The 25,960-nt window shown below is 72.4% G+C and carries 22 protein-coding genes; 8 read left to right on the forward strand and 14 right to left on the reverse strand.

Annotated elements, in window-relative coordinates; all coding sequences use genetic code 11:
* Nucleotides 1-126: 126 nt before the first annotated feature.
* A complete protein-coding gene (locus tag ACFY2L_RS36825; protein WP_390662006.1) occupies nucleotides 127-543 on the reverse strand; it encodes an NTP pyrophosphohydrolase in 417 nt (138 codons plus the stop codon).
* Nucleotides 544-620: 77 nt separating this feature from the next.
* Here ACFY2L_RS36825 and ACFY2L_RS36830 point away from each other — a divergent pair, with 77 nt between their 5' ends.
* The gene (locus ACFY2L_RS36830; protein WP_390824516.1) at nucleotides 621-1,637 is read left to right on the forward strand and encodes a hypothetical protein; all 1,017 of its coding nucleotides are present in this window, start codon (nucleotides 621-623) and stop codon (nucleotides 1,635-1,637) included.
* A 144-nt stretch (nucleotides 1,638-1,781) separates the two neighbouring features.
* Here ACFY2L_RS36830 and ACFY2L_RS36835 read toward each other — a convergent pair whose 3' ends face one another.
* The 4 genes from ACFY2L_RS36835 to ACFY2L_RS36850 all read right to left on the reverse strand — a co-directional run bounded on the left by ACFY2L_RS36835 (nucleotide 1,782) and on the right by ACFY2L_RS36850 (nucleotide 8,692).
* Nucleotides 1,782-3,911 carry a 3-hydroxyacyl-CoA dehydrogenase NAD-binding domain-containing protein gene (locus ACFY2L_RS36835; protein WP_390662008.1) on the reverse strand — a complete coding sequence of 710 codons (2,130 nt, stop codon included), beginning with the start codon at nucleotides 3,909-3,911 and terminating at the stop codon, nucleotides 1,782-1,784.
* Nucleotides 3,908-5,125: a thiolase family protein gene (locus tag ACFY2L_RS36840; protein ID WP_390662009.1), complete on the reverse strand. Its 1,218-nt coding sequence runs from the start codon at nucleotides 5,123-5,125 to the stop codon at nucleotides 3,908-3,910. Before ACFY2L_RS36840 ends, ACFY2L_RS36835 begins: the two co-directional genes overlap by 4 nt.
* A 127-nt stretch (nucleotides 5,126-5,252) precedes the next feature.
* Complete coding sequence (locus ACFY2L_RS36845) at nucleotides 5,253-6,314, reverse strand: LacI family DNA-binding transcriptional regulator (RefSeq protein WP_390662010.1); 1,062 nt, start codon at nucleotides 6,312-6,314, stop codon at nucleotides 5,253-5,255.
* Nucleotides 6,311-8,692 (reverse strand): glycoside hydrolase family 2 protein, encoded by a 2,382-nt coding sequence (locus tag ACFY2L_RS36850; protein WP_390824517.1) that lies wholly within the window; start codon nucleotides 8,690-8,692, stop codon nucleotides 6,311-6,313. The genes ACFY2L_RS36845 and ACFY2L_RS36850 overlap by 4 nt, the downstream gene beginning before the upstream one ends.
* A 152-nt stretch (nucleotides 8,693-8,844) precedes the next feature.
* On the opposite strand from ACFY2L_RS36850, the gene ACFY2L_RS36855 reads away from it, so the two are divergent.
* From ACFY2L_RS36855 to ACFY2L_RS36865, 3 genes are read left to right on the forward strand one after another with little or no spacing between them, the layout of a single operon-like run.
* Nucleotides 8,845-10,158 (forward strand): extracellular solute-binding protein, encoded by a 1,314-nt coding sequence (locus tag ACFY2L_RS36855; RefSeq protein ID WP_390824518.1) that lies wholly within the window; start codon nucleotides 8,845-8,847, stop codon nucleotides 10,156-10,158.
* Nucleotides 10,158-11,120: a carbohydrate ABC transporter permease gene (locus tag ACFY2L_RS36860; RefSeq protein ID WP_390824519.1), complete on the forward strand. Its 963-nt coding sequence runs from the start codon at nucleotides 10,158-10,160 to the stop codon at nucleotides 11,118-11,120. The genes ACFY2L_RS36855 and ACFY2L_RS36860 overlap by 1 nt, the downstream gene beginning before the upstream one ends.
* The gene (locus ACFY2L_RS36865) at nucleotides 11,117-11,947 is read left to right on the forward strand and encodes a carbohydrate ABC transporter permease (protein ID WP_390662014.1); all 831 of its coding nucleotides are present in this window, start codon (nucleotides 11,117-11,119) and stop codon (nucleotides 11,945-11,947) included. Before ACFY2L_RS36860 ends, ACFY2L_RS36865 begins: the two co-directional genes overlap by 4 nt.
* A 34-nt stretch (nucleotides 11,948-11,981) precedes the next feature.
* Here the strand turns inward: ACFY2L_RS36865 and ACFY2L_RS36870 are convergent, their stop codons facing one another.
* The 3 genes from ACFY2L_RS36870 to ACFY2L_RS36880 form a co-directional block, all read right to left on the reverse strand.
* Nucleotides 11,982-13,271 (reverse strand): HRDC domain-containing protein, encoded by a 1,290-nt coding sequence (locus tag ACFY2L_RS36870; protein ID WP_390662015.1) that lies wholly within the window; start codon nucleotides 13,269-13,271, stop codon nucleotides 11,982-11,984.
* 121 nt (nucleotides 13,272-13,392) lie between these two features.
* Complete coding sequence (locus ACFY2L_RS36875; protein WP_003993737.1) at nucleotides 13,393-14,055, reverse strand: response regulator transcription factor; 663 nt, start codon at nucleotides 14,053-14,055, stop codon at nucleotides 13,393-13,395.
* Nucleotides 14,056-14,357: 302 nt separating this feature from the next.
* Nucleotides 14,358-15,026: a DUF3000 domain-containing protein gene (locus ACFY2L_RS36880; RefSeq protein ID WP_390662016.1), complete on the reverse strand. Its 669-nt coding sequence runs from the start codon at nucleotides 15,024-15,026 to the stop codon at nucleotides 14,358-14,360.
* A 175-nt stretch (nucleotides 15,027-15,201) separates the two neighbouring features.
* On the opposite strand from ACFY2L_RS36880, the gene hemE reads away from it, so the two are divergent.
* Nucleotides 15,202-16,269, forward strand: coding sequence for a uroporphyrinogen decarboxylase (gene hemE / locus ACFY2L_RS36885; protein WP_390662017.1), 1,068 nt, complete (start codon nucleotides 15,202-15,204; stop codon nucleotides 16,267-16,269).
* A gap of 80 nt (nucleotides 16,270-16,349) precedes the next feature.
* Here the strand turns inward: hemE and ACFY2L_RS36890 are convergent, their stop codons facing one another.
* Complete coding sequence (locus ACFY2L_RS36890; protein ID WP_390662018.1) at nucleotides 16,350-17,162, reverse strand: rhomboid family intramembrane serine protease; 813 nt, start codon at nucleotides 17,160-17,162, stop codon at nucleotides 16,350-16,352.
* A gap of 124 nt (nucleotides 17,163-17,286) precedes the next feature.
* Here ACFY2L_RS36890 and ACFY2L_RS36895 point away from each other — a divergent pair, with 124 nt between their 5' ends.
* A complete protein-coding gene (locus ACFY2L_RS36895; RefSeq protein ID WP_390662019.1) occupies nucleotides 17,287-17,556 on the forward strand; it encodes a hypothetical protein in 270 nt (89 codons plus the stop codon).
* A gap of 81 nt (nucleotides 17,557-17,637) precedes the next feature.
* Here the strand turns inward: ACFY2L_RS36895 and ACFY2L_RS36900 are convergent, their stop codons facing one another.
* The gene (locus ACFY2L_RS36900; RefSeq protein WP_390662020.1) at nucleotides 17,638-19,020 is read right to left on the reverse strand and encodes an FAD-dependent oxidoreductase; all 1,383 of its coding nucleotides are present in this window, start codon (nucleotides 19,018-19,020) and stop codon (nucleotides 17,638-17,640) included.
* Between the two features lie 27 nt (nucleotides 19,021-19,047).
* Complete coding sequence (locus ACFY2L_RS36905; RefSeq protein WP_390662021.1) at nucleotides 19,048-20,037, reverse strand: DUF4349 domain-containing protein; 990 nt, start codon at nucleotides 20,035-20,037, stop codon at nucleotides 19,048-19,050.
* A 163-nt stretch (nucleotides 20,038-20,200) separates the two neighbouring features.
* On the opposite strand from ACFY2L_RS36905, the gene hemG reads away from it, so the two are divergent.
* Both hemG and hemQ read left to right on the forward strand, forming a co-directional pair.
* A complete protein-coding gene (gene hemG, locus ACFY2L_RS36910; protein ID WP_390662022.1) occupies nucleotides 20,201-21,658 on the forward strand; it encodes a protoporphyrinogen oxidase in 1,458 nt (485 codons plus the stop codon).
* Nucleotides 21,659-21,663: 5 nt separating this feature from the next.
* Nucleotides 21,664-22,395, forward strand: coding sequence for a hydrogen peroxide-dependent heme synthase (hemQ, locus tag ACFY2L_RS36915; RefSeq protein ID WP_390824520.1), 732 nt, complete (start codon nucleotides 21,664-21,666; stop codon nucleotides 22,393-22,395).
* Nucleotides 22,396-22,476: 81 nt separating this feature from the next.
* Here the strand turns inward: hemQ and ACFY2L_RS36920 are convergent, their stop codons facing one another.
* The 3 genes from ACFY2L_RS36920 to ACFY2L_RS36930 form a co-directional block, all read right to left on the reverse strand.
* Complete coding sequence (locus tag ACFY2L_RS36920) at nucleotides 22,477-24,093, reverse strand: alpha/beta hydrolase (RefSeq protein ID WP_390662024.1); 1,617 nt, start codon at nucleotides 24,091-24,093, stop codon at nucleotides 22,477-22,479.
* A 154-nt stretch (nucleotides 24,094-24,247) separates the two neighbouring features.
* Nucleotides 24,248-25,060, reverse strand: a complete 813-nt coding sequence (locus tag ACFY2L_RS36925) for a TIGR04222 domain-containing membrane protein (protein WP_390824521.1) — start codon at nucleotides 25,058-25,060, stop codon at nucleotides 24,248-24,250.
* A gap of 90 nt (nucleotides 25,061-25,150) precedes the next feature.
* Nucleotides 25,151-25,918, reverse strand: coding sequence for a DUF4142 domain-containing protein (locus ACFY2L_RS36930; RefSeq protein ID WP_390824522.1), 768 nt, complete (start codon nucleotides 25,916-25,918; stop codon nucleotides 25,151-25,153).
* Nucleotides 25,919-25,960: the final 42 nt, after the last annotated feature.

Here is a 25,960-nt window from a genome sequence, read left to right on the forward strand (position 1 = left end):
GCCCGGCACGCACCCTCGCCGCACCGGCCGAAGACCCAAGCAGCTCCGCTACGAGGGCCTTCGTCCGGCACGCCGAGGGCACGCACCGAACACCGAGGGCACCGCACAGGACTTTCGAAACACCCCCTAGGTGTGCCGCCCCGGAGGACGGGGACCCCGGCCCGGGTCCGCGGGGCCCCGTACCGTCCGAGGCCCCGTCACCTCCGCGCCCAGCTCCGTCACCCGGCGCCGCAGTTCGCGGTCGGCGGTGACGACCAGACACGGGCGGCCGTCGGCCCGGGCGACCACGGCGACGATGTGGTCGTCCCCGCTGCCGGCCGCCGACTCGACCCGTACCCCCGGCACCGGCTCCACCCCGCGCGCCGCGCCCTCGACGACGAGCACGATCTCCACGGGCCCGGGACGCCCCGGCAGCCCGTCCGCGGCCAGCCGGTCACGCAGCCGCTCCGCGGCGCCCCGCCGGTCCCGCCACCATCCGTCGGGCACCGACCCGACCACGTTCGCGGCGTCCACGATCACGAGAAGCGCGGGGCTGTCGTCCATGCGGCCAGGGTCCCACGGAGGCCCCGACGACGGGCCCGCCGGGCGTGGCGGGGAGGCCGCCGACATAAAGTGAACGGGTGAACGGCGACTGGCTCATACGTGGCCGCGACGGGCGGCTCAGTGTCTACCTGACGTCGGACGACGCCGTCCTGTGCCGCGCGGAACGCGCGCCGGGCGGGTCCTGGGACGGCCCGCGCAGGGTCGGCGGCAACCAGAAGGTGCACCCGGTGCTCGCCGTCGGCCAGGGCGCCGACGGCTACGCCCATCTGGTGTCCTGGCGGCCCACCGTGAAGGCGGAGGCGGGCCTGGTGCACTCCACCCACTACCGGCCCCTGCTCGCCCCCCTGGACTGGGCGCCGGTCGGCCACCCCGACAAGAAGGGCGCCCGCACCGGACCTCCGGCCGTCGCGGTGGACGCCCAGGGCCGGGCCCATGTCTTCGTCCGCGACACGGCCACCGGGATCCGCATGGTCGCCCAGAAGGAGAAGGGCGGCTGGGAGCCCTGGCGGGACCTGAAGGGCGAGGGCGTCGAGGGAGCGCCCGTCGCGGTGACGGGGGAGCGCGGACGGGTCGAGGTGTACGCGGCCGTGCCCGGCGGGGTCCTGCACTGGCGGCAGGGGGAACCGGGCGGGCAGCCGGTGCTGGAGGAGGCCCTGGAGGCGCCGGTCCGCCCCGGCACCCTGCGCGCGCTGGCCACCTCCCCGGAGCACACCACCCTCTTCTACACGGACGACTCCGGCGATCTGTGGGCCTGGCGGCCCGGCACCAAACCCGCCCCCCTGCTCGCCGCGGCGGGGGCCGGTCCGGTCGCCGCGATCCGCTGCGAACTCGACGGCCACGACTGCACGTTGCTCGCCCAGCGCTCCGCGAGCGGCCGGGTCGCCTTCGCCGCCTACCCCACCGAACAGGAGTCGGCCGGCGCCTGGTGGACCGAGTCCGGGCCGCCCCTGCCGGCCGACGCCGAGGTGGCGCTGGCGACGGACCACGAGGACCGGGTGGTCGCCGCCACCCTGTCCCCGTCGACCGGCCGCCTGCTGCTCAGCCGCCGCAAGGACGAGCCGGTGCTCGCGCTGACGGCCTGGCAGGAGGTGTGACCCCGGGCCCCCTCCGCCCGGCGTCGAAGCCACGGTGACCCGCACGACCCCCTCGGCGCCGCCGGAGACGGATGAGGTGGCGGCGTGAGACGGCGGAGGGCCTCCGCCCGGCAGGCGGAGGCCCTCTTCACTTCCGTGCGACGGTCACGCCGGGACCGACGCCACGCCGGGAGCGAGGAAACGCTTCCCGTTCACCCGCTCGGAGACGCCCTCGCGGTCCAGGTACGGCGTGATGCCGCCCAGGTGGAAGGGCCAGCCCGCGCCGGTGATCAGGCAGAGGTCGATGTCCTGGGCCTCGGCGACGACGCCCTCGTCCAGCATCAGCCCGATCTCCTGCGCCACCGCGTCCAGGACGCGCGCCCGCACCTGCTCCTCGGTGAGGACCGAGTCGCCCTGCTCGAGCAGCGCGGCGACCTCGGGGTCCAGCTCGGGCTTGCCGCTGTCGTAGACGTAGAAGCCGCGCTTGCCGGCCTCGACGACCGCCTTGAGGTTCGGGGAGACCGTGAAGCGGTCCGGGAACGCCCGGTTGAGCGTCTCCGAGACGTGCAGACCGATCGCCGGGCCGACCAGCTCCAGCAGGACCAGCGGGGACATCGGCAGACCCAGCGGCTCCACCGCCTTCTCCGCGACCTCGACCGGGGTGCCCTCGTCGATGACGTTCTGCACCTCGCCCATGAAGCGGGTCAGGATGCGGTTCACGACGAACGCCGGGGCGTCCTTCGTCAGCACCGCGGTCTTCTTCAGCTTCTTGGCGACGGCGAACGCGGTGGCCAGGGAGGCGTCGTCGGTCTGCTCGCCGCGGACGATCTCCAGGAGCGGCAGGACCGCGACCGGGTTGAAGAAGTGGAAGCCCACGACCCGCTCGGGGTGCTGGAGCTTCGAGGCCATCTCGGAGACCGAGAGGGAGGAGGTGTTGGTGGCGAAGATGGCGTGCGCCGGGGCGACCGCCTCGACCTCCGCGAACACCTGCTGCTTGACACCGATCTCCTCGAACACGGCCTCGATGACGAAGTCCGCGTCCGCGAAGCCCTCGGCCTTGTCCAGGACACCGCTGACCAGCGCCTTGAGGCGGTTGGCCTTGTCCTGGTTGATGCGGCCCTTGCCGAGCAGCTTCTCGATCTCGGCGTGGACGTAGCCCACACCCTTGTCGACGCGCTCCTGGTCGATGTCGGTCAGGACGACCGGGACCTCCAGGCGGCGCAGGAACAGCAGCGCCAGCTGCGAGGCCATCAGACCGGCGCCGACGACACCGACCTTGGTGACCGGGCGGGCCAGGCTCTTGTCCGGGGCGCCGGCCGGGCGCTTGGCGCGCTTCTGCACCAGGTTGAACGCGTAGATGCCGGCGCGCAGTTCACCGCCCATGATCAGGTCGGCGAGCGCCACGTCCTCGGCGTCGTAGCCCTGCTGGAGGTCGCCGTTCTTCGCGGCGGCGATGATGTCCAGCGCGCGGTAGGCGGCCGGGGCCGCGCCGTGCACCTTGGAGTCGGCGACGAACCGGCCGCGCGCGACGGCCTGGTCCCAGGCCTCACCGCGGTCGATCACCGGGCGGTCGACGACGATCTCGCCCTTGAGGACGGCCGCCGTCCAGATCAGCGACTGCTCCAGGAAGTCGGCGCCCTCGAAGAGCGCGTCGGCGATCCCGAGCTCGTAGACCTGCTTGCCCTTGAGCTGCTTGTTCTGGTTGAGGCTGTTCTCGACGATCACCGAGACGGCCTTGTCCGCGCCGATCAGGTTCGGCAGCAGCGTGCAGCCGCCCCAGCCGGGCACCAGGCCGAGGAAGACCTCGGGCAGCGAGAAGGCGGGCAGCGCCGCGGACACCGTGCGGTAGGAGCAGTGCAGACCGACCTCGACGCCGCCGCCCATCGCCGCGCCGTTGTAGTAGGCGAAGGTGGGGACGGCCAGCGTCGCGAGGCGCTTGAAGACCTCGTGGCCGCCCTTGCCGATGGCGAGCGCGTCCTTGTGCTCCTTGAGGAGCTCGACGCCCTTCAGGTCCGCGCCGACGGCGAAGACGAACGGCTTGCCGGTGATGCCGGCACCGACGATCTCGCCGGCCGAGGCCTCCTTCTCGACCTGGTCGATCGCGGCGTTGAGGTTCGCGAGGGACTGCGGCCCGAAGGTGGTCGGCTTGGTGTGGTCGAAGCCGTTGTCGAGGGTGATCAGGGCGAAGCGCCCGGCCCCGGCCGGCAGGTCCAGGTGACGTACGTGCGCCTGGGTGACGACCTCGTCCGGGAACAGCTCGGCCGCACCCTTCAGCAGCTCAGCGGTGGTGCTCACTTGTCCCCCTCGAAGTGCGGGTTCTCCCAGATGACCGTCGCGCCCATGCCGAAGCCGACGCACATGGTGGTCAGGCCGTAGCGGACGTTCGGCTGCTCCTCGAACTGGCGGGCCAGCTGCGTCATCAGACGGACGCCGGAGGAGGCCAGCGGGTGGCCGAAGGCGATGGCGCCGCCGTACTGGTTGACGCGCTCGTCGTCGTCGGCGATGCCGTAGTGGTCGAGGAAGGCGAGGACCTGGACGGCGAAGGCCTCGTTGATCTCGAACAGGCCGATGTCGGAGATGGACAGGCCCGCCTGCGCGAGGGCCTTCTCCGTGGCCGGGATCGGGCCGTAGCCCATGACCTCCGGCTCGACGCCCGCGAAGGCGTACGAGACGAGGCGCATCTTGACCGGCAGGTCGTTGGCGCGGGCGAAGTCCTCGGACGCGATGAGCGAGGCGGTGGCGCCGTCGTTCAGACCGGCCGCGTTACCGGCGGTGACCCGGCCGTGGACGCGGAACGGCGTCTTGAGGCCGGACAGGTTCTCCAGGGTCGTGCCAGGGCGCATCGGCTCGTCGGCGGTGACCAGGCCCCAGCCCGTCTCGCCCGCCTCGGGGTTGGTACGACGGACCGAGACCGGCACCAGGTCGGCCTGGATCTTGCCGTTGGCGTACGCCTTGGCGGCCTTCTCCTGGGAGCGCACCGCGTACTCGTCCGCGCGCAGCTTGGTGATCTGCGGGTAGCGGTCGTGCAGGTTCTCCGCGGTCATGCCCATGAACAGCGCGGACTCGTCGACCAGCTTCTCGCTGACGAACCGCGGGTTCGGGTCGACGCCCTCGCCCATCGGGTGGCGGCCCATGTGCTCGACACCGCCCGCGACGGCGATGTCGTACGCGCCGAAGGCGACCGAACCGGCGACCGTGGTGACGGCGGTCAGGGCACCGGCGCACATGCGGTCGATGGAGTAACCGGGCACCGACTGCGGCAGACCGGCGAGGATGCCGGCCGTACGGCCGATGGTCAGGCCCTGGTCACCGATCTGCGTGGTCGCGGCGATGGCGACCTCGTCGATCTTCTTGGGGTCGAGACCGGGGTTGCGGCGCAGCAGCTCCCGGATCGCCTTCACGACGAGGTCGTCGGCACGGGTCTCGTGGTAGATGCCCTTCGGGCCCGCCTTGCCGAACGGGGTACGGACGCCGTCTACGAAGACGACGTCCCTGACGGTACGAGGCACGATGGCTCTCCTCCAGGGTGCGGGATGGCACTGCTGCTGCGGCGCGCCAGCGCTGAGCGCGCGCTCAGGAGCCATGCTACTTGTGGGTAACGTGACTGCCCAGTCCCGGAGGCCCAAGCGGCGAAGGTCACACCTTCGGGGGTGCCGTCGACCCGCGCGGAGTCAGCACCGGAGTGGGCACCGGATGGGATCCGGGTCCCTTCCGCAGGATTACGCCGAACAGGGTGCGCGCCGCCTCCGCGCCGAATCCGTGCACGTCATGGCTCATCGCGGAGAGGGTGGGATGGGTCAGCCGGCACAGCTGGGAGTCGTCCCAGGCGAGCAGGGAGACGTCCCGCGGGACGCTCAGCCCCATCTCGGCCGCCACCGCCAGTCCGGCCACCGCCATGATGTCGTTGTCGTAGACGATGGCCGTCGGCCGGTCCCGCGGGGCGGCGGTCAGCATGGACCGGGTGGCCCGCGCCCCCGCCTCCCCGGAGTAGTCGGTGGCCACCTGCCACGCCCCGGCCAGCCCCAGGCTCCGCGCCGCCGCGTCGAAGGCCGCCGTCCGCATCACCGTGTGCCCGAGCGCGGCCGCGCCGCCGACCCGGGCGATCCGGCGGTGGCCGAGCGCCGCGAGATACCGCACCGCCTCCGTCACCGCCGTCGCGTCGTCCGTCCACACCGACGTCAGACTCCCGGTCAGCGACGGGTGTCCCACCGCCACCACCGGCATCCCGAGCCGCTCGGCCGCCGCCACCCGGGGATCGTCGGCCCGGAAGTCCACCAGGATCGATCCGCCGATCTGCCGCCCCCGCCACCACGACTCGAGGAGCCCGGCCTCCTCCTCCACGTTCCTCACCAGCCGCAGCAGCAGCGAACAGGAGTGCTCCGTCAGCACGCTCTCCACCCCGGAGACGAACTCCATGTAGAACGGCTCCAGCCCCAGCATCCGCGCCGGCCGGCAGATCGCCAGCCCCACCACGTCCACCCGCGAACTCGACAGTGACCGTGCGGTCAGGTTCGGTTCCCAGCCCAGCTCCCGCGCCGCCGCGAAGATCCGCTCCCGGGTCGCCTCGGCCAGGCCCGGCTTGCGGTTGAACGCCAGCGACACGGCCCCCTTGGACACACCGGCGCGCGCGGCGACGTCCTTGATGGTGACGCGGGGAGAGGAGGACGGGAAAGGAGACGGCGACGGGGACGCTGTCATCGAGCGGGCTCCAGGCAGTACAGGACGGCACGGGCGGCGTCGGCATCGGGAGTCTCCCAGCCCTCGACCCCGATCGTCACGCGTTCCCCCGGAAGCAGCGTCACCAGCCCCCGGTCGGCCCGCACGTCCGGTCCCAGCCGGTCGGCCTGCAGCAGCAGATCCCTGACGAGCGTACGGGCCGTCACCGTGACGCTCCCCGGCGCGACGGCCACCTCGAAGTCCGGGATGGGATAAGGCACTTCACGGTCGGCCACCGGAAAGTGCAGGGCCCGCAGCCCGTCCGCGTCCGCCACCAGGAACTCCTTCGCCCCCGCCGGCGCCAGCTCCGCGGGCACCCGCACCACCCCCACCTCCCGTGCCCCCGCCGCCAGTTCGGCACGCGACGACCCGAGCACCTCCCCCTCGACGGACATCCGCCGCAGCTCCACGACGGCCGTCCACGGCCGCGCCGACTGGTTCACGGCCGCCAGCACCGGCTCCCCGTCCCGCACCTGAAGCGTCAGCAACCGGTCCGCGTAGAGCCGCCGCAGCTCGTGGTACAGCGGCTTCTCCCGCCCGTCCCCGTCGATCGCCGACCAGGACGTCACCGGCCAGCAGTCGTTGAGCTGCCAGACGACCGTCCCCGCGCACACCGGCCAGTGCGACCGCCAGTGCTCGATCCCGGCGGCCACCGCCCGCGCCTGGTTCACCTGCGTCAGATAGTGCCAGCGGTCGAAGTCCCCCTCCGGCACGGCGAAGTGCCGGGCGAGCCCGCGCTCCAGCTTGCCGTTGCCGTCCTCCGCCTTCTGGTGGTGCAGCATCCCGGGGGAGTCCGCCGCGAGTTCCTCACCCGGCAGCGCCCGCCGCAGGGTGGCGTACGCGGGCGGCGCCTGCCAGCCGAACTCCGCGACGAACCGCGGCACTTCACTCCGGTACTCGGCGTAGTCCCGGCGGTTCCACACCTCCCAGGAGTGGTGTGTGCCGTGCGCCGGGTCGTTCGGATGGTGCGCCCACGACCCCGACCAGGGACTGCCGGCCGTGTACGGCCGCGTCGGATCCGACTCGGCCACCACCCGCGGCAGCACGCCGAGGTAGTACCCCTCTCCCCAGGAGTCCCCGGCGAGCCGCCCCTCCCACCCCCAGTCCCGGAACCCCCACAGGTTCTCGTTGTTGCCGTTCCACAGCACCAGCGAGGGGTGCGGCATCAGCCGGACGACGTTCTCCCGGGCCTCCGCCTCCACCTCGCCGCGCAGCGGCTGCTCCTCGGGGTAGGCGGCGCACGCGAACGGGAAGTCCTGCCACACCATGAGGCCCAGCTCGTCGCAGGCGTCGTAGAAGTCCTCGCTCTCGTAGATCCCGCCGCCCCACACCCGGACCAGGTCCACCCCGGCGCCGGCGGCCTGCCGCAGCCGGCCGCGGTAGCGCTCCCGGGTCGTCCGGGACGGGAAGACGTCGTCCGGGATCCAGTTCACGCCGCGCGCGAAGAGCCGCTCCCCGTTGACGACGAGGGTGAAACCGGTGCCGTGGGCGTCGGCGGAGGTGTCCAGCACCACCGTGCGGAAACCGATGCGCCGCCGCCACAGATCGAGCGGGGCGTCGCCGTGGAGCAGGGTCAGCTCGACCTCGTACAGCGCCTGCCCGCCGTACCCCCGCGGCCACCACAGCTCGGCGTCCGGCACCTCCAGCCGCACCACGCCCCGGGTGCCCGTCACCTCGCCCCGCACCCGTACGTCCCCCACCCTGGCCCACAGCGTCAGCGCGGCCTCCACCCGGGTGCGCTCCACCTCGACGTGCAGTTCCACGACACCGGTGCCGTCGCGGACGGTGACGAGCGGCCGTACCCGGGCGAGCCTCGCCGTGGACCAGCGCTCCAGCCGCACCGGCCGCCAGATCCCGGCCGTGACCAGCGTCGGCCCCCAGTCCCAGCCGAACGAGCACGCCATCTTGCGGAGGTACTGGTAGGGCTCGGCATAGGCGGCCGGCCGCTCGCCGGTCCTCCCGCGCACGGCCTCCGCCTCGGCGTAGGCCGAGGCGAACCTGACCGACAGCGGCCCGCTCGACCCCGTCACGTCGAACCGGTGGGAGCGGTGCATGTTCCGGGTCCGGCCCAGCAGCCGGCCGTCCAGACGGATCTCGGCGGCGGTGTCGAGCCCGTCGAAGACCAGGTCCGTCTGCTCGTGCCCGGACGGCCCGGCCGGCAGCTCCGTCTCGTACGTCCACTCCCGCCGCCCGACCCACGCGACCTCGGTCTCGTTCCGCCCGAGGAACGGATCCGGGATCAGGCCCGCGGCCATCAGATCGGTGTGCACGCACCCCGGCACCACGGCCGGAAGCGCCTCCGCCGCGCTGTCGGGGTGTCGCAGGGTCCATCCGTCGGTGAGCGGTGTGGCCTCCAGCATGCGCGCTCCCTGAACCGGTCGAGCCGAGTATGGGGTGCCGTCTCTTCATCGTTGGCGGGAATGGGACTTTACCGGTTGAGAAAGCGCTGTCAGAGTGCCGAATCAGCCAACCCCGCACGTGCTCGTCCGTCCCTAGAACGGAGCTGATGCACATGAACCGCCGTACAGTCCTGGCCATGGCCGTGGGAGCCGCCCTGCTGGTCCCCGGCTGCACCGGCACGGGAGGAAGCGCGAAGGGCGCCGACGCCGAGGCGCCCGGCGATCCTTCCAAGGTGAGCGGCACCATCACGGTCCTCACCGTGCGCACCGACCTCGTGCAGGACGGCACGATGAAGAAGTACGCCGCCGAGTTCAACAAGACGTACCCGAAGGTGAAGGTCGAGTTCCAGGCCCTCACCAACTACGAGGCCGAGATAAAGATCCGGATGAACACGGAGGACTACGGCGACGTCCTCCTGATCCCCGGGGTCATCAAGAAGAGCGACTACCCGAAGTTCTTCGCCTCCCTCGGCACCCGGGCCGAGCGCAGCAAGAAGTACCGCTTCACCGACTTCACCACCGTAGACGGCAAGGTGTACGGACAGAGCCCGGTCGGTGTCATGCCCGGCTTCGTCTACAACAAGAGGGTCTGGAAGGAGGCCGGGGTCACCGACTGGCCGGCCACCCCGGCCGCGTTCCTCGCCGCTCTGAAGGCGATCAAGTCGAAGACCGACGCGATCCCCTACTACACCAACTTCGCCGCCCAGTGGCCGCTGACCTCCTGGACCTTCGTCAACGGCTCCGTCTCCTGCGACCCGCAGGCCACCACCCGGCTGGCGGAGGGCGACCCGTGGGCGAAGGGCAGCGACCTGCGCACGGGCGACACCCTGCTGTACGACATCGTCAAGGAGGGGCTCGCGGAGAAGGACCCGACGACCAGCAACTGGGAGGAGTCCAAGCCCCGGACGGCCAGGGGCGAGATCGCCACCCAGTGGCTCGGCACCTGGGCGATCGTCCAGTTCCAGGACGCCGCCCGGAAGGCCGGGGTGAACCCGGACGACATCGGCTTCATGCCGTTCCCCGCCCAGACGGGCGGGACGTTCTGCGCGACCGTGGGTCCCGACTACAACCAGGCCGTCAACGTCCACTCCCCGCACAAGGAAGCGGCCCGCGCCTGGATCGACTGGTTCACCGACAAGTCCGGCTACGACAAGGACAACCTCGCCATCTCCCCGCTCAGGTCCGCTCCGATGCCCGAGGTCCTCGAGCCGTACGAGGACGCGGGCGTGAAGCTCATCGAACTGGACGACTCGGCGGGCGCCGAGGTGAAGCTGATCGACGACGAGTCCGAGGTCGGCATCAACAAGCCCGAGTACCGCCAGGACCTCGTCGACCTCGCCCGCGGAGCGAAGAAGGGCAGCCTGGACGAGTTCTTCGCCGGTCTCGGCGAGAAGTGGACCGACACGCAGAAGACCGTGGGCGACTGATGACGCACACGCACCCCCACCCCACCGGGAAGGCCCACTCCGGGGCCGCGGCACCGGCCCCGAAGGGCGCCGCCCCCGCTCCCGCACCACACCGGACGCGCGTCCGGCGGTGGCCGACCCCCTGGCTGTTCCTGCTGGCCCCCCTCGTCCTGCTGGTCACCTTCACCTATGCGCCGATCGTCAACATGCTGGCGTACAGCGTCACCGACTGGGACGGTGTGAGCCCCGAACTGCACTACACGGGCGCCGAGAACTACGCGGAGATCTTCACCCGGGAGGACCTCTTCCAGGTCTTCTTCGTCAGCGGCTACTACCTGGCGGCCTCGGCGGTCCAGATCGTCGCCGCGCTGTACTTCGCCACGGTCCTGAGCTTCAGGGTCCGGTTCCGCAACTTCTTCAAGGGCGTGATCTTCTTCCCGTCCCTGGTGAACGGGGTGGCCATCGGGTTCGTCTTCCTCTACTTCTTCCAGGACGGCGGGACCCTCGACACGGTCCTCGCTCTCTTCGGCGTCCACACCGACCACGCCTGGCTGGGCACCCCGTTCTCGGCGAACGTCTCCCTCGCCGGCGTCTCGGTCTGGCGCTACCTGGGCATGAACTTCGTCCTGTTCCTCGGCGCGATCCAGTCCATCCCGGGCGAGCTGTACGAGGCGTCCGAACTGGACGGCGCGAACCGCTGGAACCAGTTCCGCCACATCATCCTGCCCGGCATCAAGCCGGTGCTGACGCTGACCGTGATCCTCTCGGTCTCCGGCTCCCTCGCGGCCTTCGAGATCCCGTACGTCATGACGGGCGGCGCGACCGGCACCGAGACCTTCGTGATCCAGACGGTGAAGCTGGCCTTCCAGTTCAACAAGACGGGCCTCGCCTCGGCGGCGGCCGTCGTGCTGCTGCTGATCACCCTGCTGGTGACCTGGGTGCAGCGGCGCCTCGTCCCCGACGACAGGGTGGATCTCGTATGACGCGCCGAGCCGTTGCCCGCACCCTCGTGTACCTGTCGCTGGCCGCCGCGGCGGTGATCGTCCTGCTGCCGCTCGGCGTCGTCCTGCTCACCTCCCTGAAGACGGAGCACGAGACGGCGAACAGCGGCGGGGCGCTCACCCTGCCCGAGGACCCGCTGAACTTCCACAACTACGTGGCGGCGTTCCAGGACGGCGGCATGCTCAGGGCGTTCGGGAACACCGCCCTCATCCTGGTGATCTCCGTCGGCGGGACCGTCCTCATCGGTTCGATGACGGCGTACGCGATCGACCGCTTCACGTTCCGGTTCCGGAAGCTGGTGATCGCCCTGTTCCTGGTGGCCGCCCTGGTCCCGGGCGTCACCACCCAGGTGGCCACCTTCCAGATCGTCCACAGCCTCGGCATGTACGACACCCGCTGGGCCCCGATCGCCCTCTACATGGGCACGGACATCGTCTCGATCTACATCTTCCTGCAGTTCGTCCGGTCCATCCCGGTCTCCCTGGACGAGGCGGCCCGCCTGGACGGCGCCAACGCGTTCACCATCTACCGCAAGGTGATCTTCCCGCTGCTGAAACCGGCGGTCGCGACGGTCGTGATCGTGAAGGGGATCGCCGTCTACAACGACTTCTACATCCCCTTCCTCTACATGCCCTCACAGGATCTTGGCGTGATCTCGACGTCCCTGTTCCGCTTCAAGGGTCCCTACGCCGCCCACTGGGAGACGATCTCGGCAGGAGCCGTGCTGGTGATCCTGCCGACCCTGATCGTGTTCCTGGCGCTGCAGAAGTACATCTACAACGGCTTCATGCGGGGAGCGACCCGGTGAGAGCCCCCCGGGGGAACGGCCCGGGGGAGCGGCCTCAGCCGGAGAGGGCCGCGACCAGCACCGGCGTGACCTGCTCCACCTGCCACGGCCGGGCCCCGAGCGCCACGAGCGCGCCGCCCACCGACTCGGCGTCCAGCGGCTGGGGCGGCTCCCAGCAGACCCTGCGCACCGAGTCCGGCGCGATCAGATTCTCCTGGGGCATGGTGAGCTCCTCGGCCAGCGCGGAGACGGCGGCCCGCGCGGCGGACAGCCGGGCGGCGGCCGCCGGGTCCTTGTCGGCCCACGCCCGCGGCGGCGGAGGGCCGGCGACCGGCTGCCCCGGCTGCGGCAGCTGGGACTCGCTGAGCGCCTTCGCCCGGTCGACCGCCGCCTGCCACTGCTCCAGCTGCCGCCGGCCCATCCGGTGCCCGAAGCCGTTCAGCGCCGCCAGCGCGTGTACATTGGCCGGAAGCGAGAGCGCGGCCTCCACGATGGCCGCGTCCGAGAGCACCTTGCCCGGCGAGACGTCCCGCCGCTGGGCGATCCGGTCCCGTGTCTGCCACAGCTCCCGCACCACCCCGAGCTGCCGCCGCCGGCGCACCTTGTGCATGCCGGAGGTACGGCGCCAGGGATCCTTGCGGGGCTCCGGCGGCGGGGCGGACGCGATCGCGTCGAACTCCTGGCGGGCCCACTCCAGCTTGCCCTGCCGGTCCAGCTCCTTCTCCAGCGCGTCGCGCAGGTCGACGAGGAGCTCGACGTCCAGGGCGGCGTACCGCAGCCAGGGCTCGGGCAGCGGCCGGGTCGACCAGTCGACCGCGGAGTGTCCCTTCTCGAGGACGAAGCCCAGCACGCTCTCGACCATCGCGCCGAGGCCGACCCGCGGGAAGCCGGCGAGCCGCCCGGCCAGCTCGGTGTCGAACAGGCGGGTCGGCACCAGGCCTATCTCGCGCAGACAGGGCAGATCCTGGGTGGCGGCGTGCAGCACCCACTCGACGTCGGAGAGGGCCTCGCCGAGCTTCGACAGGTCCGGGCAGGCCACGGGGTCGATCAGCGCGCTGCCGGCGCCCTCGCGGCGCAGCTGCACCAGATAGGCGCGCTGTCCGTAGCGGTAGCCGGAGGCGCGCTCGGCGTCCACGGCGACGGGGCCGGTGCCGGCGGCGAAGGCGGCGATCGTCTCGGCGAGCGAGTCCGCGTCCGCGATCACGGGAGGAATGCCCTCGCGCGGTTCGAGCAGAGGTGTCGGCGCCCCGGAAACAGGAGAAGCAGTAGTTCCGCCGTCGTCCGGAGGGGCGCCTCCGGTGGTTCGCAGTGAGCTGGCTGCTGCGGTTTCTTGGGCGTCGGTCACCTGTCAAGGGTATCCGTGAGTGGACGGGACCCGCCGACGGAACGTTCCGCCGACGGGTGCCCCAGGGTCGTAAACCGGTCAGGGTCGGGAGGGAGCCGCGGGGAACGGTCCCGCCGGTGGATCAGTGGATGATGCCGGTCCGCAGCGCGACCGCGACCATGCCGGCACGGTCGCCCGTGCCGAGCTTGCGGGCGATGCGGGCGAGGTGGCTCTTGACGGTCAGCGCGGACAGGCCCATCGAGACACCGATGGCCTTGTTCGACTGGCCTTCGGCGACCAGGCGCAGCACCTCGACCTCGCGGCCGGAGAGCTCGCGGTAGCCGCCCGGGTGGCTCGGGGCACCCGGGGGGCGGCGGTGCAGACGGGCGGCCGCGGCTCCGATGGGGGCCGCACCGGGCCGGGTGGGGAGCCCGACGTTGGTGCGGGTGCCGGTGACGACGTAGCCCTTGACGCCGCCCGCGAGGGCGTTGCGCACGGCACCGATGTCGTCGGCGGCGGAGAGGGCGAGCCCGTTGGGCCAGCCCGCGGCGCGGGTCTCCGACAGGAGGGTGAGGCCGGAGCCGTCGGGCAGGTGGACGTCGGCGACGCAGATGTCGCGGGGGTTGCCGATGCGGGGACGAGCCTCCGCGATGGACGAGGCCTCGATGACATCGCGCACACCGAGCGCCCACAGATGTCGGGTGACGGTGGAACGCACGCGCGGGTCGGCCACGACCACCATGGCGGTGGGCTTGTTCGGGCGGTAGGCGACCAGGCTTGCGGGCTGCTCGAGGAGAACGGACACCAGGCCTCCTGGGTGGGGGGACGGAGCCGGTTCGGGGGCTGGTGGGGAGGGAGCCGGGACGAACCGTGCTTTCAAGGTCACAGTCGTCTTCGGCAGCGGGCCCGGGGTCCTTTAGAAAATGATCACGATCTAGTGAGTAACAATACGTGCAATTCGGACACGCGATCGATCATCCGAAGATCGAATCGGTTTGGGTGGATGTCGTACAGGATCGAAAGTGGCCGTATCGACAAAGAGATGGTCAATCAGGACGGCCGAACGGGTCGGTCGCCGTTTACCGGCGACCGGTCCACCCGAATCGCTCAGCGCGACTGCGGCCCCCGCCGCTGCGGCAGCGTCACCACCGACGCGTCCCCCGGCCCGGCCGGCGGCAGCCCCGCCACCTGCGCCAGCAGATCGCACCAGGACGCCAGATGCGCCCCGGAGTCCGGCACCCCGCCCCGCCCCTCACGGGGCGTCCAGGAGGCCCGGATCTCGATCTGCGAGTTCGCCGGGCGCTCCGCGAGCCCGCCGAAGTAGTGCGAGCTCGCCCGTGTGACCGTCCCGCTCGGTTCGCCGTACGCGAGACCGCGTGCCTGCAGCGCGCCGGTCAGCCAGGACCAGCACACCTCCGGCAGCAGCGGATCGGCGGCCATCTCCGGCTCCAGCTCGGCCCGGATCAGCGTCACCAGCCGGAAGGTGCCGCGCCAGGCGTCGTGCCCGGCCGGGTCGTGCAGCAGCACCAGCCTGCCGTCGGCCAGGTCCTGCTCGCCGTCCACGACCGTCGCCTCCAGCGCGTACGCGAACGGGGCGAGCCGCTTGGGGGCCGGGGTCGGCTCGACCTCGATCTGCGGCCGCAGCCGCGCGGTCCGCAGCGCGTCGACGGCGGCCCGGAACGGCAGCGGTGCCGACCTGCTCCCATCGCGGTCCCCCTCGTTCGCCTCGTCCATCCCGCCAGCGCCGTCCGACAGTCGTCCCTGAGCCGCAGCCATGCGGGGAAGATTAAGGGGAACCGGGGCCTCGCGCAGGGCAAGACACCCGCGCGCGGGCCGCGGGCGGCTGCGCGCTGGGCGAACACGACCCCGGACCGCAAGGGCCGAACGGGTGTCTCCGGGGCACGGCAGGGGGCGACGCCACCGCCTCCGGCGCCGTGGGAGACTTGCCGACGTGAGCCTGAACGAGAGCCCTGCGGGCCGGCAGCCGACAGCGACGTACGACAGCGCCTTCCTGAAGGCGTGCAGGCGGGAACCCGTGCCGCACACACCCGTGTGGTTCATGCGGCAGGCCGGGCGCTCGCTGCCGGAGTACCGCAAGGTCCGTGAGGGCATCCCGATGCTCGAGTCCTGCATGCGGCCCGAACTGGTCACCGAGATCACCCTCCAGCCGGTCCGCCGGCACGGCGTGGACGCGGCGATCTACTTCAGCGACATCGTCGTCCCGCTCAAGGCCATCGGCATCGACCTCGACATCAAGCCCGGCGTCGGCCCGGTCGTCGAACAGCCGGTCCGCACCCGCGCCGACCTCGCCCGGCTGAGGGACCTCACCCCCGAGGACGTCTCCTACGTCACCGAGGCCATCGGCCTGCTGACCGCCGAACTCGGCGCCACCCCCCTGATCGGCTTCGCGGGCGCGCCCTTCACGCTGGCGAGCTACCTCGTCGAGGGCGGACCGTCGCGCACGTACGAGAACGCCAAGGCGATGATGTACGGCGACCCCGGGCTCTGGGCCGACCTCCTCGACCGTCTCGCCGAGATCACGGCCGCGTTCCTGAAGGTCCAGATCGAGGCGGGCGCGAGCGCCGTCCAGCTGTTCGACTCGTGGGCCGGCGCGCTCGCCCCCGGTGACTACCTCCGCTCGGTGCTGCCCGCCTCGGCGAAGGTCTTCCGCGCGGTCGAGTCCTACGGCGTCCCGCGCATCCACTTCGGTGTCGGCACCGGTGAACTGCTGAAGCTCATGGGCGAGGCCGGCGCGGACGTCGTCGGCGTCGACTGGCGCGTCCCGCTGGACGAGGCCGCCCGCCGGGTCGGCCCCGGCAAGGCCCTGCAGGGCAACCTCGACCCGACCGTCCTGTTCGCCGGTACCGAGGCCGTCGAGGCCAAGACCCGCGAGGTGCTCGACACGGCCGCCGGCCTGGAGGGCCATGTCTTCAACCTCGGCCACGGCGTGATGCCGTCCACCGACCCGGACGCGCTGACCCGCCTCGTCGAGTACGTCCACACGCAGACGGCCCGCTAGGCCGTGTCTGACAATTCCCGTCTGCCCCGCGGGGCGACGACGCGAATTGTCAGACACGGCCCTGGCCGTACCGGGAGCGCTCACCACGTGTGCCGGGGACGGGCCCGCCTGCCGAACAGCAGGCCGCGCGGCTCCGGCGGCGGGGGTGTGCCCGGCTTGAGCGGCCAGGCCAGCAGCATGCCGGCGAGGAAACCCACGATGTGCGCCGCGTACGCCACGGTGCCCGCCGCGGAGACGCCCTCGCCGGAGGAGTACACCGCCTGGAGCACGAACCAGAAGCCCAGCACCAGCCAGGCCGGCAGCCGCAGCGGCAGGAAGACCAGGAACGGCACGAGCACCCACACCCTGGCCTTCGGATACAGCACCAGATAGGCGCCCAGCACCCCCGCGATCGCCCCCGAGGCGCCGATCAGCGGGTCGCCCGAGTCGGCGTTCAGGACCGCGAAGCCGTACGACGCCGCATAGCCGCAGGCGACGTAGAACAGCGCGAAGCGGACGTGGCCCATACGGTCCTCGACGTTGTTGCCGAAGATCAGCAGGAACAGCATGTTGCCCAGCAGGTGCAGCCAGCCGCCGTGCAGGAACATCGCGCTGAGGACGCTCAGCGCCGGGGACTTGTCGTACTCCGGCGGGCCCACCAGACAGCCTCCCGCCCGCACCTCTCCCGTCGGGACCACCTGCGGGAACTGATGGTGGATCAACTCGCGCGGCACGGCGGCGTACTGCTCCAGGAAGGCGTGCAGATGACATGTCTGCGCCAGCGTGCTGTCGCCGGCCACCGACCCGGACAGGCCCGGCATGAACAGGAAGACGAGGACGTTGGCGGCGATCAGCGCGTACGTCACCACCGGCGTACGCCGCACCGGGTTCACGTCATGGACGGGGATGACCACAAGGAAGTACTGCCCCCGATCCGTTCGGCGAATCGGTGAACACGGCTCCCCGCGGGCGCGTATGAACCGTCAACCGTCCGCGGCACGGGGATGCGGGTCGCGGGGACGACGTGAGGAACAGGCGATGAACGACCGAGTTACCCCTCCGATGCACGCCATGCCCGACGGTGAGGCGGAGATCGCTCTGGTGATCCGGCTTCCCTGGGAGGACGTGGCGCGGCTCGGCCAGGAGGCCGGGCGGCTGGCCTCGCAGATGCAGCGGCCGGTGACGCTGGACGAGGCCGTGTCCCACCGGCTGCGGTCGCGGCCCGCGGCCGCCGCGCACGCGAAGCCCGCCGAGCAGCCGGCCTCGGCGCCGGTCTCCGCGTTGCCGCGGCTCAGCGGTACCGCGTAAGCGGCGTCGTCGGGTGCGGGCGCGGGTGCGTGGGGGCCGGTCGCGCCCCCGCGCCCCCAGGTCGGTCGCCCGCGCGCCCGCCTAGGAGTTCCGTACCCTGGCCGCGGCCTTGCGGGCCGCGACCAGCACCGGATCCCACACAGGGCTGAACGGTGGGGCGTAGCCCAGGTCCAGGGCTGTCATCTGGTCGACCGTCATGCGTGCCGTCAGGGCCACCGCGGCGATGTCGACCCGCTTGCCCGCGCCCTCCCTGCCGACGATCTGGACGCCCAGGAGGCGGCCCGTGCGGCGTTCGGCGAGCATCTTGACCGTCATGGGGGAGGCACCGGGGTAGTAGCCGGCCCGGCTGGTGGACTCGATGGTGACCGTCTCGTACTGCAGGCCCACCCTGCGCGCGTCCTTCTCGCGCAGGCCCGTGCGGGCGATCTCCAGGTCGCAGACCTTGCTGACGGCGGTGCCGACCACGCCGGGGAAGGTGGCGTAGCCGCCGCCGACGTTGGTGCCGATGACCTGGCCGTGCTTGTTGGCGTGGGTGCCGAGCGCGACATGGCGCTCCTGGCCGGACACCAGGTCGAGGACCTCCACACAGTCGCCGCCCGCCCAGACCGTCCCGTCGGCGAGAGGGCCGCGCACCCGCATCGCCAGGTCGGTGAGCAGCCCGCCGTGCGCGCCGAGGGGCAGGCCGGCGGCCTGGGCCAGGGTGGTCTCCGGGCGGACGCCGATGCCCAGGACGACCACGTCCGCCGGGTACTCGGCGTCCTTCGTGACCACCGCCCGCACCCAGCCGTCCTCGCCGGTGAGCAGCTCGGTGACCTCCGCGTCGTTGACCATGGTGACGCCCAGGCCCTCCATGGCCTCGTGCACGAGCCGGCCCATGTCCGGGTCCAGGGTCGACATCGGCTCACTGCCCCGGTTGACGACGGTCACGTCGTAGCCGCGGTTGATCAGCGCCTCGGCCATCTCCACGCCGATGTAGCCCGCGCCGACGACCACGGCCCGCTTCCCGCGCGCGCGTGCCAGCGTGTCGAGGAGTGCCTGGCCGTCGTCCAGGGTCTGCACCCCGTGCACACCCCGCGCGTCCATGCCCGGCAGGTCGGGCCGGACCGGGCGGGCCCCGGTCGCGATCACGAGCTGGTCGTACGACGTCCAGGACCCGGCCCCGGTCTCGACGTCACGCGCGTGCACCCGCCGCCCGGCCACGTCGATCTCCGTGACCTCGGTGCGCAGCCGCAGGTCGATCCCGCGCGCGCGGTGCTCCTCGGGAGTGCGGGCGATCAGTGCGTCCCGGTCGGCGACGTCGCCGCCCACCCAGTACGGGATGCCGCACGCGGAGAACGACGTGAAGTGGCCGCGTTCGAAGGCGACGATCTCCAGCTCCCCGGGGCCCTTGAGGCGACGGGCCTGGGACGCCGCGGACATGCCCGCCGCGTCCCCGCCGATGACGACCAGTCGTTGCATGCTCATGCGAACACGCTACGGGGCAGGCCCCGTTCAGTCCCGCCCGGGCGCGCTCCCCGGCATCGCCGGGCCCGTCGTGCCCGCGGGCTCTCCCGCGCCCACCGGGCCGTCCGCGTTCGCAGCGTCCGCCCCGTTCGCCGCGTCCGCCGTCCGGCGGCGCGGGCGCAGCAGCCGCAGCCACGCCAGCACGAGCAGCACGCCCACCACCAGGAACGGCAGCACCGCGCCGAAGGCGACGGCCAGCCAGCGCAGCATCGTCACGAACGCGCCCCAGCCACCCGCCAGCGCGTCGAGGAAGCCGGGGTCGTCGTCCTCGGCGGCCCGTACGACCGGCTTCTCGGACAGGGTCAGCGTGATGGTCGCCAGGCTGGTGCGGTCCTTGAGGGACGCCTGCTGGGCGAGCAGCGCCTCCAGGTCGGCCTCACGGCTGCTCAGCTCGCCCTCCAGGGCGACCACGTCACTCAGCTTGGTCGCGCGGTCCATGAGCTCACGGACCCGGGCGACACTGGCGCGCTGCGACGAGATCCGGCTCTCGACGTCGACGACCTGGTCGGTGACGTCCTGGGCCTTCGCGGTGCGCTCCAGCAGCCTGCCCGCGCCCTGCAGGCCGGCGAGGACGGTGTCGTAGCGCTCGACGGGCACCCGCAGCACGACACGGGTGCGCTCGCCGCCGTCCGGGTCCCGGGTGGTCGCCTCCTCACCGACGTATCCGCCCGCGGCCTCGGTGGTCGCGCGCGCCTCGCCGAGGGCCTTCGGGACGTCCTTGACCTGCACGGTCAGGGAAGCGGTGCGGATGATGCGGTTCGCGGTGAGCTCGGGCGCCGAGGAGGCCCTGGAGCCGCTCGCCCCGGCGCCCTGCTTGGCGTCCTCCTGGACGCCGGCGTCCCCGACGGCCGCCTTGTCGGCGGAACTGGCGCTGCCGCCCGAGTCGCTCGCGCCGCTGCATCCGGTGAGCGCGAGGGCGGCGGCGAGCAGGATCCCCGCCACCGCGGGAACGGGTCGTGCCGGACGTCGTGTGCGCATGTGGGTGTACCCCCCGAGGGTCGTGGTGACGACTGACGTTCCTTCGACGCCGGGACGGCCCGGGACGTTGGCGGGAATCGGTTCCGAAGCGGTCACGGTAGGGACTCGGCAGGGCCACATGGCCCTGGCGGGCGTGTCGGTGGGGTCTGAGAGAGTGGGAGGCATGAGCGCAACGGGTTCGGCTGCGGGGCAGCACGTCGTCGTCATCGGAGCCGGGATCGCCGGTCTGGCCGCCGCCCACCGGCTTGTGCGGCGCGGGACGCGGGTGACCGTGCTGGAGGCGTCCGAGCGGGTGGGCGGCAAGCTCCTGCCCGGCGAGATCGCGGGCGTGCGGGTGGACCTCGGCGCCGAGTCGATGCTGGCCCGCCGCCCCGAGGCGGTCGCCCTCGCGCGCGAGGCGGGACTGACCGACCGGCTCCGGCCGCCGGCCACCGCCACCGCCTCGATCTGGACCCGCGGCGCCCTGCGCCCCATGCCCAAGGGCCATGTCATGGGCGTTCCCGGCACCGCCGCGGCCCTGTCCGGCGTGCTGTCCGACGAGGGCCTCGCCCGCATCGAACGCGACGCCGACCTGCCGCGCACGGAGGTCGGCGAGGACGTGGCGGTCGGGGAGTACGTGGCCGCGCGCCTCGGCCGCGAGGTCGTCGACCGCCTGGTCGAGCCCCTGCTCGGCGGGGTGTACGCCGGTGACGCCTACCGCATCTCGATGCGCTCGGCCGTCCCGCAGCTCTTCCAGGCGGCACGCACGCACACCTCGCTGACCGAGGCCGTACGCGAGATCCAGGCGAAGGCCGCCGCCGCGGCGCAGACCGGACCCGTGTTCATGGGCATCGAGGGAGGCGTGGGCTCGCTGCCCCTCGCGGTCGCGGCGTCCGTCACGGCACGCGGCGGAGAGATCCACACGGGCGTGCCGGTGACCGGGGTGCGCCGGGAGCCGGACGGCGGATGGCGGGTGACCGCCGGGGACCGCGTCCTGCGGGCCGACGCCGTGGTGGTCGCCGTGCCCGCGCCCGCCGCCGCCGGGCTGCTGGCCGCCGAGTCCCCGGCGGCCGCCGCCGAGCTGCGCACCGTCGAGTACGCCTCGATGGCCCTGATCACCCTCGCCTACCGCCGCTCCGAGACCGACCTGCCCGAGGGCAGTGGCTTCCTCGTCCCGCCCGTCGACGGCCACACCATCAAGGCGTCGACGTTCGCCTCCCGCAAGTGGGGCTGGATCGCCGACGAGGACCCGGACGTGACCGTGCTACGCACCTCCGTCGGGCGCTACGGCGAGACGGAGATCCTGCAGCGCGACGACGCCGGCCTCGTCGAGGTCTCCCGGCACGACCTGCGCGCGGCGACCGGCCTGGACGCCACCCCGCTGGAGACCCGCGTCACCCGCTGGACGGACGGCCTGCCCCAGTACCCGGTCGGCCACCACGCGCGCGTGGCCCGCATCCGCGAGCACCTCGCCAAGCTCCCCGGCCTCGCCGTGTGCGGCGCGCAGTACGACGGCGTCGGCATCCCGGCCTGCATCGCGAGCGCGTACGCGGCCGTCGACCAGATCCACGGCGACCTGAGCGCCGTACGGGAACTCACCGCCGACCCGGTGCAAAGTCTGCACGGCGGAGCAGGAGAATAAGAACCATGAGTGACGACGCCCCCACCACCGAGTCCGGCAGGATCCCGAACAAGGGCAAGCTGGCCAAGGACCTGAACGAGGTCATCCGCTACACCCTGTGGTCGGTCTTCAGGCTGAAGGACGTGCTGCCCGAGGACCGCGCGGGCTACGCCGACGAGGTCCAGGAGCTGTTCGACCAGCTCGCCGCGAAGGACGTGACGATCCGCGGCACCTACGACCTGTCCGGTCTGCGCGCCGACGCCGACGTCATGATCTGGTGGCACGCCGAGACCAGCGACCAGCTCCAGGAGGCGTACAACCTCTTCCGCCGTACGAAGCTGGGCCGCGCCCTGGAGCCGGTCTGGTCGAACATGGCGCTGCACCGCCCCGCCGAGTTCAACCGCTCGCACATCCCGGCCTTCCTCGCCGACGAGACGCCCCGCGACTATGTGAGCGTCTACCCCTTCGTGCGCTCCTACGACTGGTACCTGCTGCCCGACGAGGACCGCCGCCGCATGCTCGCCGACCACGGCAAGATGGCCCGCGGCTTCCCGGACGTCCGCGCCAACACGGTCGCCTCGTTCTCGCTGGGCGACTACGAGTGGATCCTGGCCTTCGAGGCCGACGAGCTGTACCGCATCGTCGACCTCATGCGTCACCTGCGCGCCTCCGAGGCCCGTATGCACGTCCGTGAGGAGATCCCGTTCTTCACGGGCCGCCGCAAGTCGGTCGGGGACCTGGTCGCCGGCCTCGCCTAGAGCGCCCCGCAGAGGCGTGGGGAACCGCCCGACCGGCCGTGGCCGGCCGGGCGGTTCCCCACGGCCCCGCCCCTCACGTCTTCACTTCTTCGAGGCGTTCGCCTCGGGCTCGGCATGTCCCGCGCACGCGGCCCGCCGCACCGGCAGACGGTCCTCCAGCAGATACGCGTCGAGATGCCCGTTGACGCACCGGTTGGGCCCGCCCGCGATGCCGTGCGTACCGGAGTCCCGCTCGGTCACCAGCACCGAGCCCGCCAGCCTGCGGTGCATCTCCAGCGCCCCGTCGTAGGGCGCCGCGGCGTCCCGCTCGGCGGCGAGAATCAGCGTCGGCGGGAGCTCACCGGCCTCGGTCCGCACCTCCACCGGCCGCTGACGCGGTGCGGGCCAGTACGCGCACGGCAGGTTCGCCCACACGTTGTCCCAGGTCTCGAACGGCGCCACCCGCGCGAGCCGGGTGTTGTCGCGGTCCCACACCTTCCAGTCCGTCGGCCAGGGCGCGTCGTTGCACTCCACGGCGGTGTAGACGGCGGCGGAGTTCTCCGCCTCCGCCGCGGCCTCGGTCACCGGCCCGGCCTGCGCGACCAGCTCCGCCGGGTCGCCCTTGAGGTAGTCCGACAGCGCCCGCGCCCGGTGCGGCCAGTAGTCGTCGTAGTACCCGGCCTGCAGGAACGCGCTCTGCAGCTGCGCCGGCCCGACCTTCCCGCCCGCCGGCTCCGCGGCCAGCCGGGCCTGGGCGCGCTCGTAGCTCGCCAGCACCTTGCGGGCCGTGTCCCCCAGCCCGTACACCTTGTCGTGCTTGGCGATCCACTCCCGGAAGTCCGCCCAGCGGCTCTCGAACGCCATCGACTGGTCGAGGTTGTTGCGGTACCAGATCCGCGCCGGGTCCGGGTTCACCGCCCCGTCGAACACCATCCGGCGTACGTGCGAGGGGAACAGCGTGGCGTACACCGCGCCGAAGTAGGTGCCGTAGGACGCGCCCATGAAGTTCAGCCGCTTCTCGCCCAGCGCGGCCCGCAGCACGTCCAGGTCGCGCGCGTTGTTCAGCGAGTTGTAGTGCTGCAGGGCGGCGCCGGCCCGCTGGGCGCAGCCGCGCGCGTACGCCTTCGCCTCGGCGATGCGCTCCCGCTTGTACGACTCCGAGGGGTGGGTGGGGGCGGGGGAGGGGCCCTTGAAGAAGTGCTTGGGCTCCTTGCAGGACAGCGGAGCGGAGCGGCCGACGCCGCGCGGGTCGTAGCCGACGAGGTCGTAGGCCGCGCCGATGCGCTTCCACTCCGGGAGCAGGCCGATCAGCGGGAAGTACAGGCCGGAGCCGCCCGGACCGCCCGGGTTGAAGACCAGCGCGCCCTTGCGGGGCACCCGGTGCTTGCTGTTGTGCGGGTCCCGGTGGGTGGCCTCGACCCGGCTGACGGTCAGTTCGATCTGCTTGCCGTGCGGCCGCGCGTAGTCGAGCGGAACCGCGACCGTGCCGCACCGCACGCTGCCGGGCAGGTCCTGTGCGTCGGCGCACTTGCCGAAGGTGACGCCCTTCGCGGCGGCCCGAGCGGCGGCGATCGCGACACCGGCGGGGGCTGCGCCGGCAGCCGGGGCACCCGGGGCTCCAGGGACGCCCGGGCCGGCCGGGAGGCCGTCTGCCGGGGCGACGGAGAGGGTGGTCAGGAGCATGGCTCCCATGGCCGAGTAGAGCGCGGCAGCTCTCATTCGCGTGTCCCTTCGGTGCGCGGCGGCGACAAAAGGGATGTTTCGTACGGCCGTGGAGGAAGGCAAGCACCGCCCCCTGGTGTCGGCGCCAATGCTCCAAGTGCGCCCCCCGGGAGGCGAACAGGCGCCCCGTGCCCCGCCGGGCGGACACGACCTAGTGCTCGCGGTACGCGAAGGCCGCCCGCAGGTCCGGCTCGCCGACCGCGCGGACGCCGAGCACGGCGACGGAGGTCAGATACGAACGGTCGTCCTCGGCCCCCGAGGTCCCGCCGGCCGTGCCGGTCCGGCTCCGGCCGCCCGCCCGCCGGGCCAGCGCGCCCAGGAGGCGCTGCCCGGCCGGTGAGGCCCAGCGCGTGTACGGGTGCACCTCGACGCGCGCCATGGCCAGACAGCTCAGCGTGAGCGCGAGGGGCAGGGCGAACCACAGGGCGATCAGGCCGCGCGGCATGTCGGTGCCGGCCGCGGAAGCCGTCGGCATCAGCAGCGCGACCGCGGCCACCGCCGAGACGAACACGGCCGCCAGCCGCACCTGCCGCACCCCTGCCGCCACCGTGGTGCGGGCTCCGTCGGGCACCGCGAGGCCGGCGCTGACGAGCCGGTCGGAGAGGCCGCGCACCGCGTCCGCCGCCGCCGTGGCGGCGCGCACCGGCGCTATACGGGACTGTCCCCCGGGGCCGATGGCCCCGATCACGGAGCGCTCCATCTCGTCGCGCCCGCGCGGGTCCACGACGGTCGCCCAGCCGGTGCGGGCGAGCAGCAGCCGCCGCTGCCGTGCCATCGACACCATGGTCAGATCGGCGACCCGGCCCGGCCCGCCGGACAGGAACGCCGCCTCGTAGAGCGTCAGGTCGTGTCCCTGACCCGCGTCCGCGTCGACGGCCGCGGCACGTACGGCGGCCAGGCACAGCCGGGTGCACGCGGCGCCGGCCACGGCCCAGGCCAGAAGCAGCAGAAGGACCCAGAACATGCCACGTTTCTATGCCGGGTGCACCGGAAGACGCCATGCCTTGTTCACCATCCGGACCGAGCGTCGTGGGTGTGTGACGTTCCGCTCGGTTCAGGTGCCGGCGGGCGCCGGACTCGCCGCGGCGGGCGGCAGCGTGTACGTCGGCGACGGCGTCACCGGCACGACGGTCCCGGGGCCGGCCGCGGGGGCGGAGGCGCCTGCCGCGGGGGCGGAGGTGCCGGTCGCCGCCATGTCCCGGGCCAGGGCGTCGAAGTCGACGAACCCGGTGGCCTCCAGGATCTTGATGTGGTCCAGGACGGTCGTGTTGGCGTCGTCGGCGAGTTCGCGCACCAGGGAGTTCTGGGTGACGGCCCGCACCTGCGCGACGACGGAGAACACGCGGCCGTGCGCGAGCCGCAGCGTGTTGGCGAACGTCCGGTCGTAGTCCATGCCCTGAGCCGCGTTCAGCTCCGCCAGCCAGTCCTTCTGCTGGTCGTTGGGCTCGTTCGGCAGGGAGACCCCCAGCTTCGCCGCCACCTCGCGCACCCGCTCGTCGAGGAAGGTGTGCCCCTCGACGAGGTGCTGCCCCGCCGTCCGCACGGCCACGGTGGTGCCCTTCAGCCGCGCCTGCTGCCCGGCGGGCAGCTCCCACAGCCCGGCCAGCCGGACCTTCGTGAGGAACTCCTGGTCGAGTGCGGACAGCGGTCCGTACTGCGTCGCCACGGTCTGGGCGTTCAGTACGTCGGCGCCGGTCCCCGACTGGTTCTCGTACGACCAGACCGGGAAGATCAGCGCCGCGAGGGTCGCCGCCAGACCCGTGACGATGATTCCGGTGCCGCTGAATATGCCTCTGCCCTTGACGGGGGGTCGCGGTCGCATGGTGCCTCCTGCTCACGGCACCGCTCGCCTGTGCGCTGCGGG

The organism is Streptomyces sp. NPDC001381 (assembly GCF_042895685.1).
Lineage (GTDB): Bacteria > Actinomycetota > Actinomycetes > Streptomycetales > Streptomycetaceae > Streptomyces.

What these genes read in the sequence shown, in the direction of transcription:
- hemG (WP_390662022.1), top strand. Translation starts at nt 20,201, where the DNA reads ATGAGCGCAACGGGTTCGGCTGCGGGGCAGCACGTCGTCGTCATCGGA.
- ACFY2L_RS36920 (WP_390662024.1), bottom strand. Translation starts at nt 24,093, where the DNA reads ATGAGAGCTGCCGCGCTCTACTCGGCCATGGGAGCCATGCTCCTGACC.
- ACFY2L_RS36850 (WP_390824517.1), bottom strand. Translation starts at nt 8,692, where the DNA reads ATGCTGGAGGCCACACCGCTCACCGACGGATGGACCCTGCGACACCCC.
- ACFY2L_RS36930 (WP_390824522.1), bottom strand. Translation starts at nt 25,918, where the DNA reads ATGCGACCGCGACCCCCCGTCAAGGGCAGAGGCATATTCAGCGGCACC.
- ACFY2L_RS36925 (WP_390824521.1), bottom strand. Translation starts at nt 25,060, where the DNA reads ATGTTCTGGGTCCTTCTGCTGCTTCTGGCCTGGGCCGTGGCCGGCGCC.
- ACFY2L_RS36900 (WP_390662020.1), bottom strand. Translation starts at nt 19,020, where the DNA reads ATGAGCATGCAACGACTGGTCGTCATCGGCGGGGACGCGGCGGGCATG.
- ACFY2L_RS36895 (WP_390662019.1), top strand. Translation starts at nt 17,287, where the DNA reads ATGAACGACCGAGTTACCCCTCCGATGCACGCCATGCCCGACGGTGAG.
- ACFY2L_RS36845 (WP_390662010.1), bottom strand. Translation starts at nt 6,314, where the DNA reads ATGACAGCGTCCCCGTCGCCGTCTCCTTTCCCGTCCTCCTCTCCCCGC.
- ACFY2L_RS36880 (WP_390662016.1), bottom strand. Translation starts at nt 15,026, where the DNA reads ATGGCTGCGGCTCAGGGACGACTGTCGGACGGCGCTGGCGGGATGGAC.
- hemQ (WP_390824520.1), top strand. Translation starts at nt 21,664, where the DNA reads ATGAGTGACGACGCCCCCACCACCGAGTCCGGCAGGATCCCGAACAAG.
- ACFY2L_RS36855 (WP_390824518.1), top strand. Translation starts at nt 8,845, where the DNA reads ATGAACCGCCGTACAGTCCTGGCCATGGCCGTGGGAGCCGCCCTGCTG.
- ACFY2L_RS36865 (WP_390662014.1), top strand. Translation starts at nt 11,117, where the DNA reads ATGACGCGCCGAGCCGTTGCCCGCACCCTCGTGTACCTGTCGCTGGCC.
- ACFY2L_RS36860 (WP_390824519.1), top strand. Translation starts at nt 10,158, where the DNA reads ATGACGCACACGCACCCCCACCCCACCGGGAAGGCCCACTCCGGGGCC.
- ACFY2L_RS36905 (WP_390662021.1), bottom strand. Translation starts at nt 20,037, where the DNA reads ATGCGCACACGACGTCCGGCACGACCCGTTCCCGCGGTGGCGGGGATC.
- ACFY2L_RS36825 (WP_390662006.1), bottom strand. Translation starts at nt 543, where the DNA reads ATGGACGACAGCCCCGCGCTTCTCGTGATCGTGGACGCCGCGAACGTG.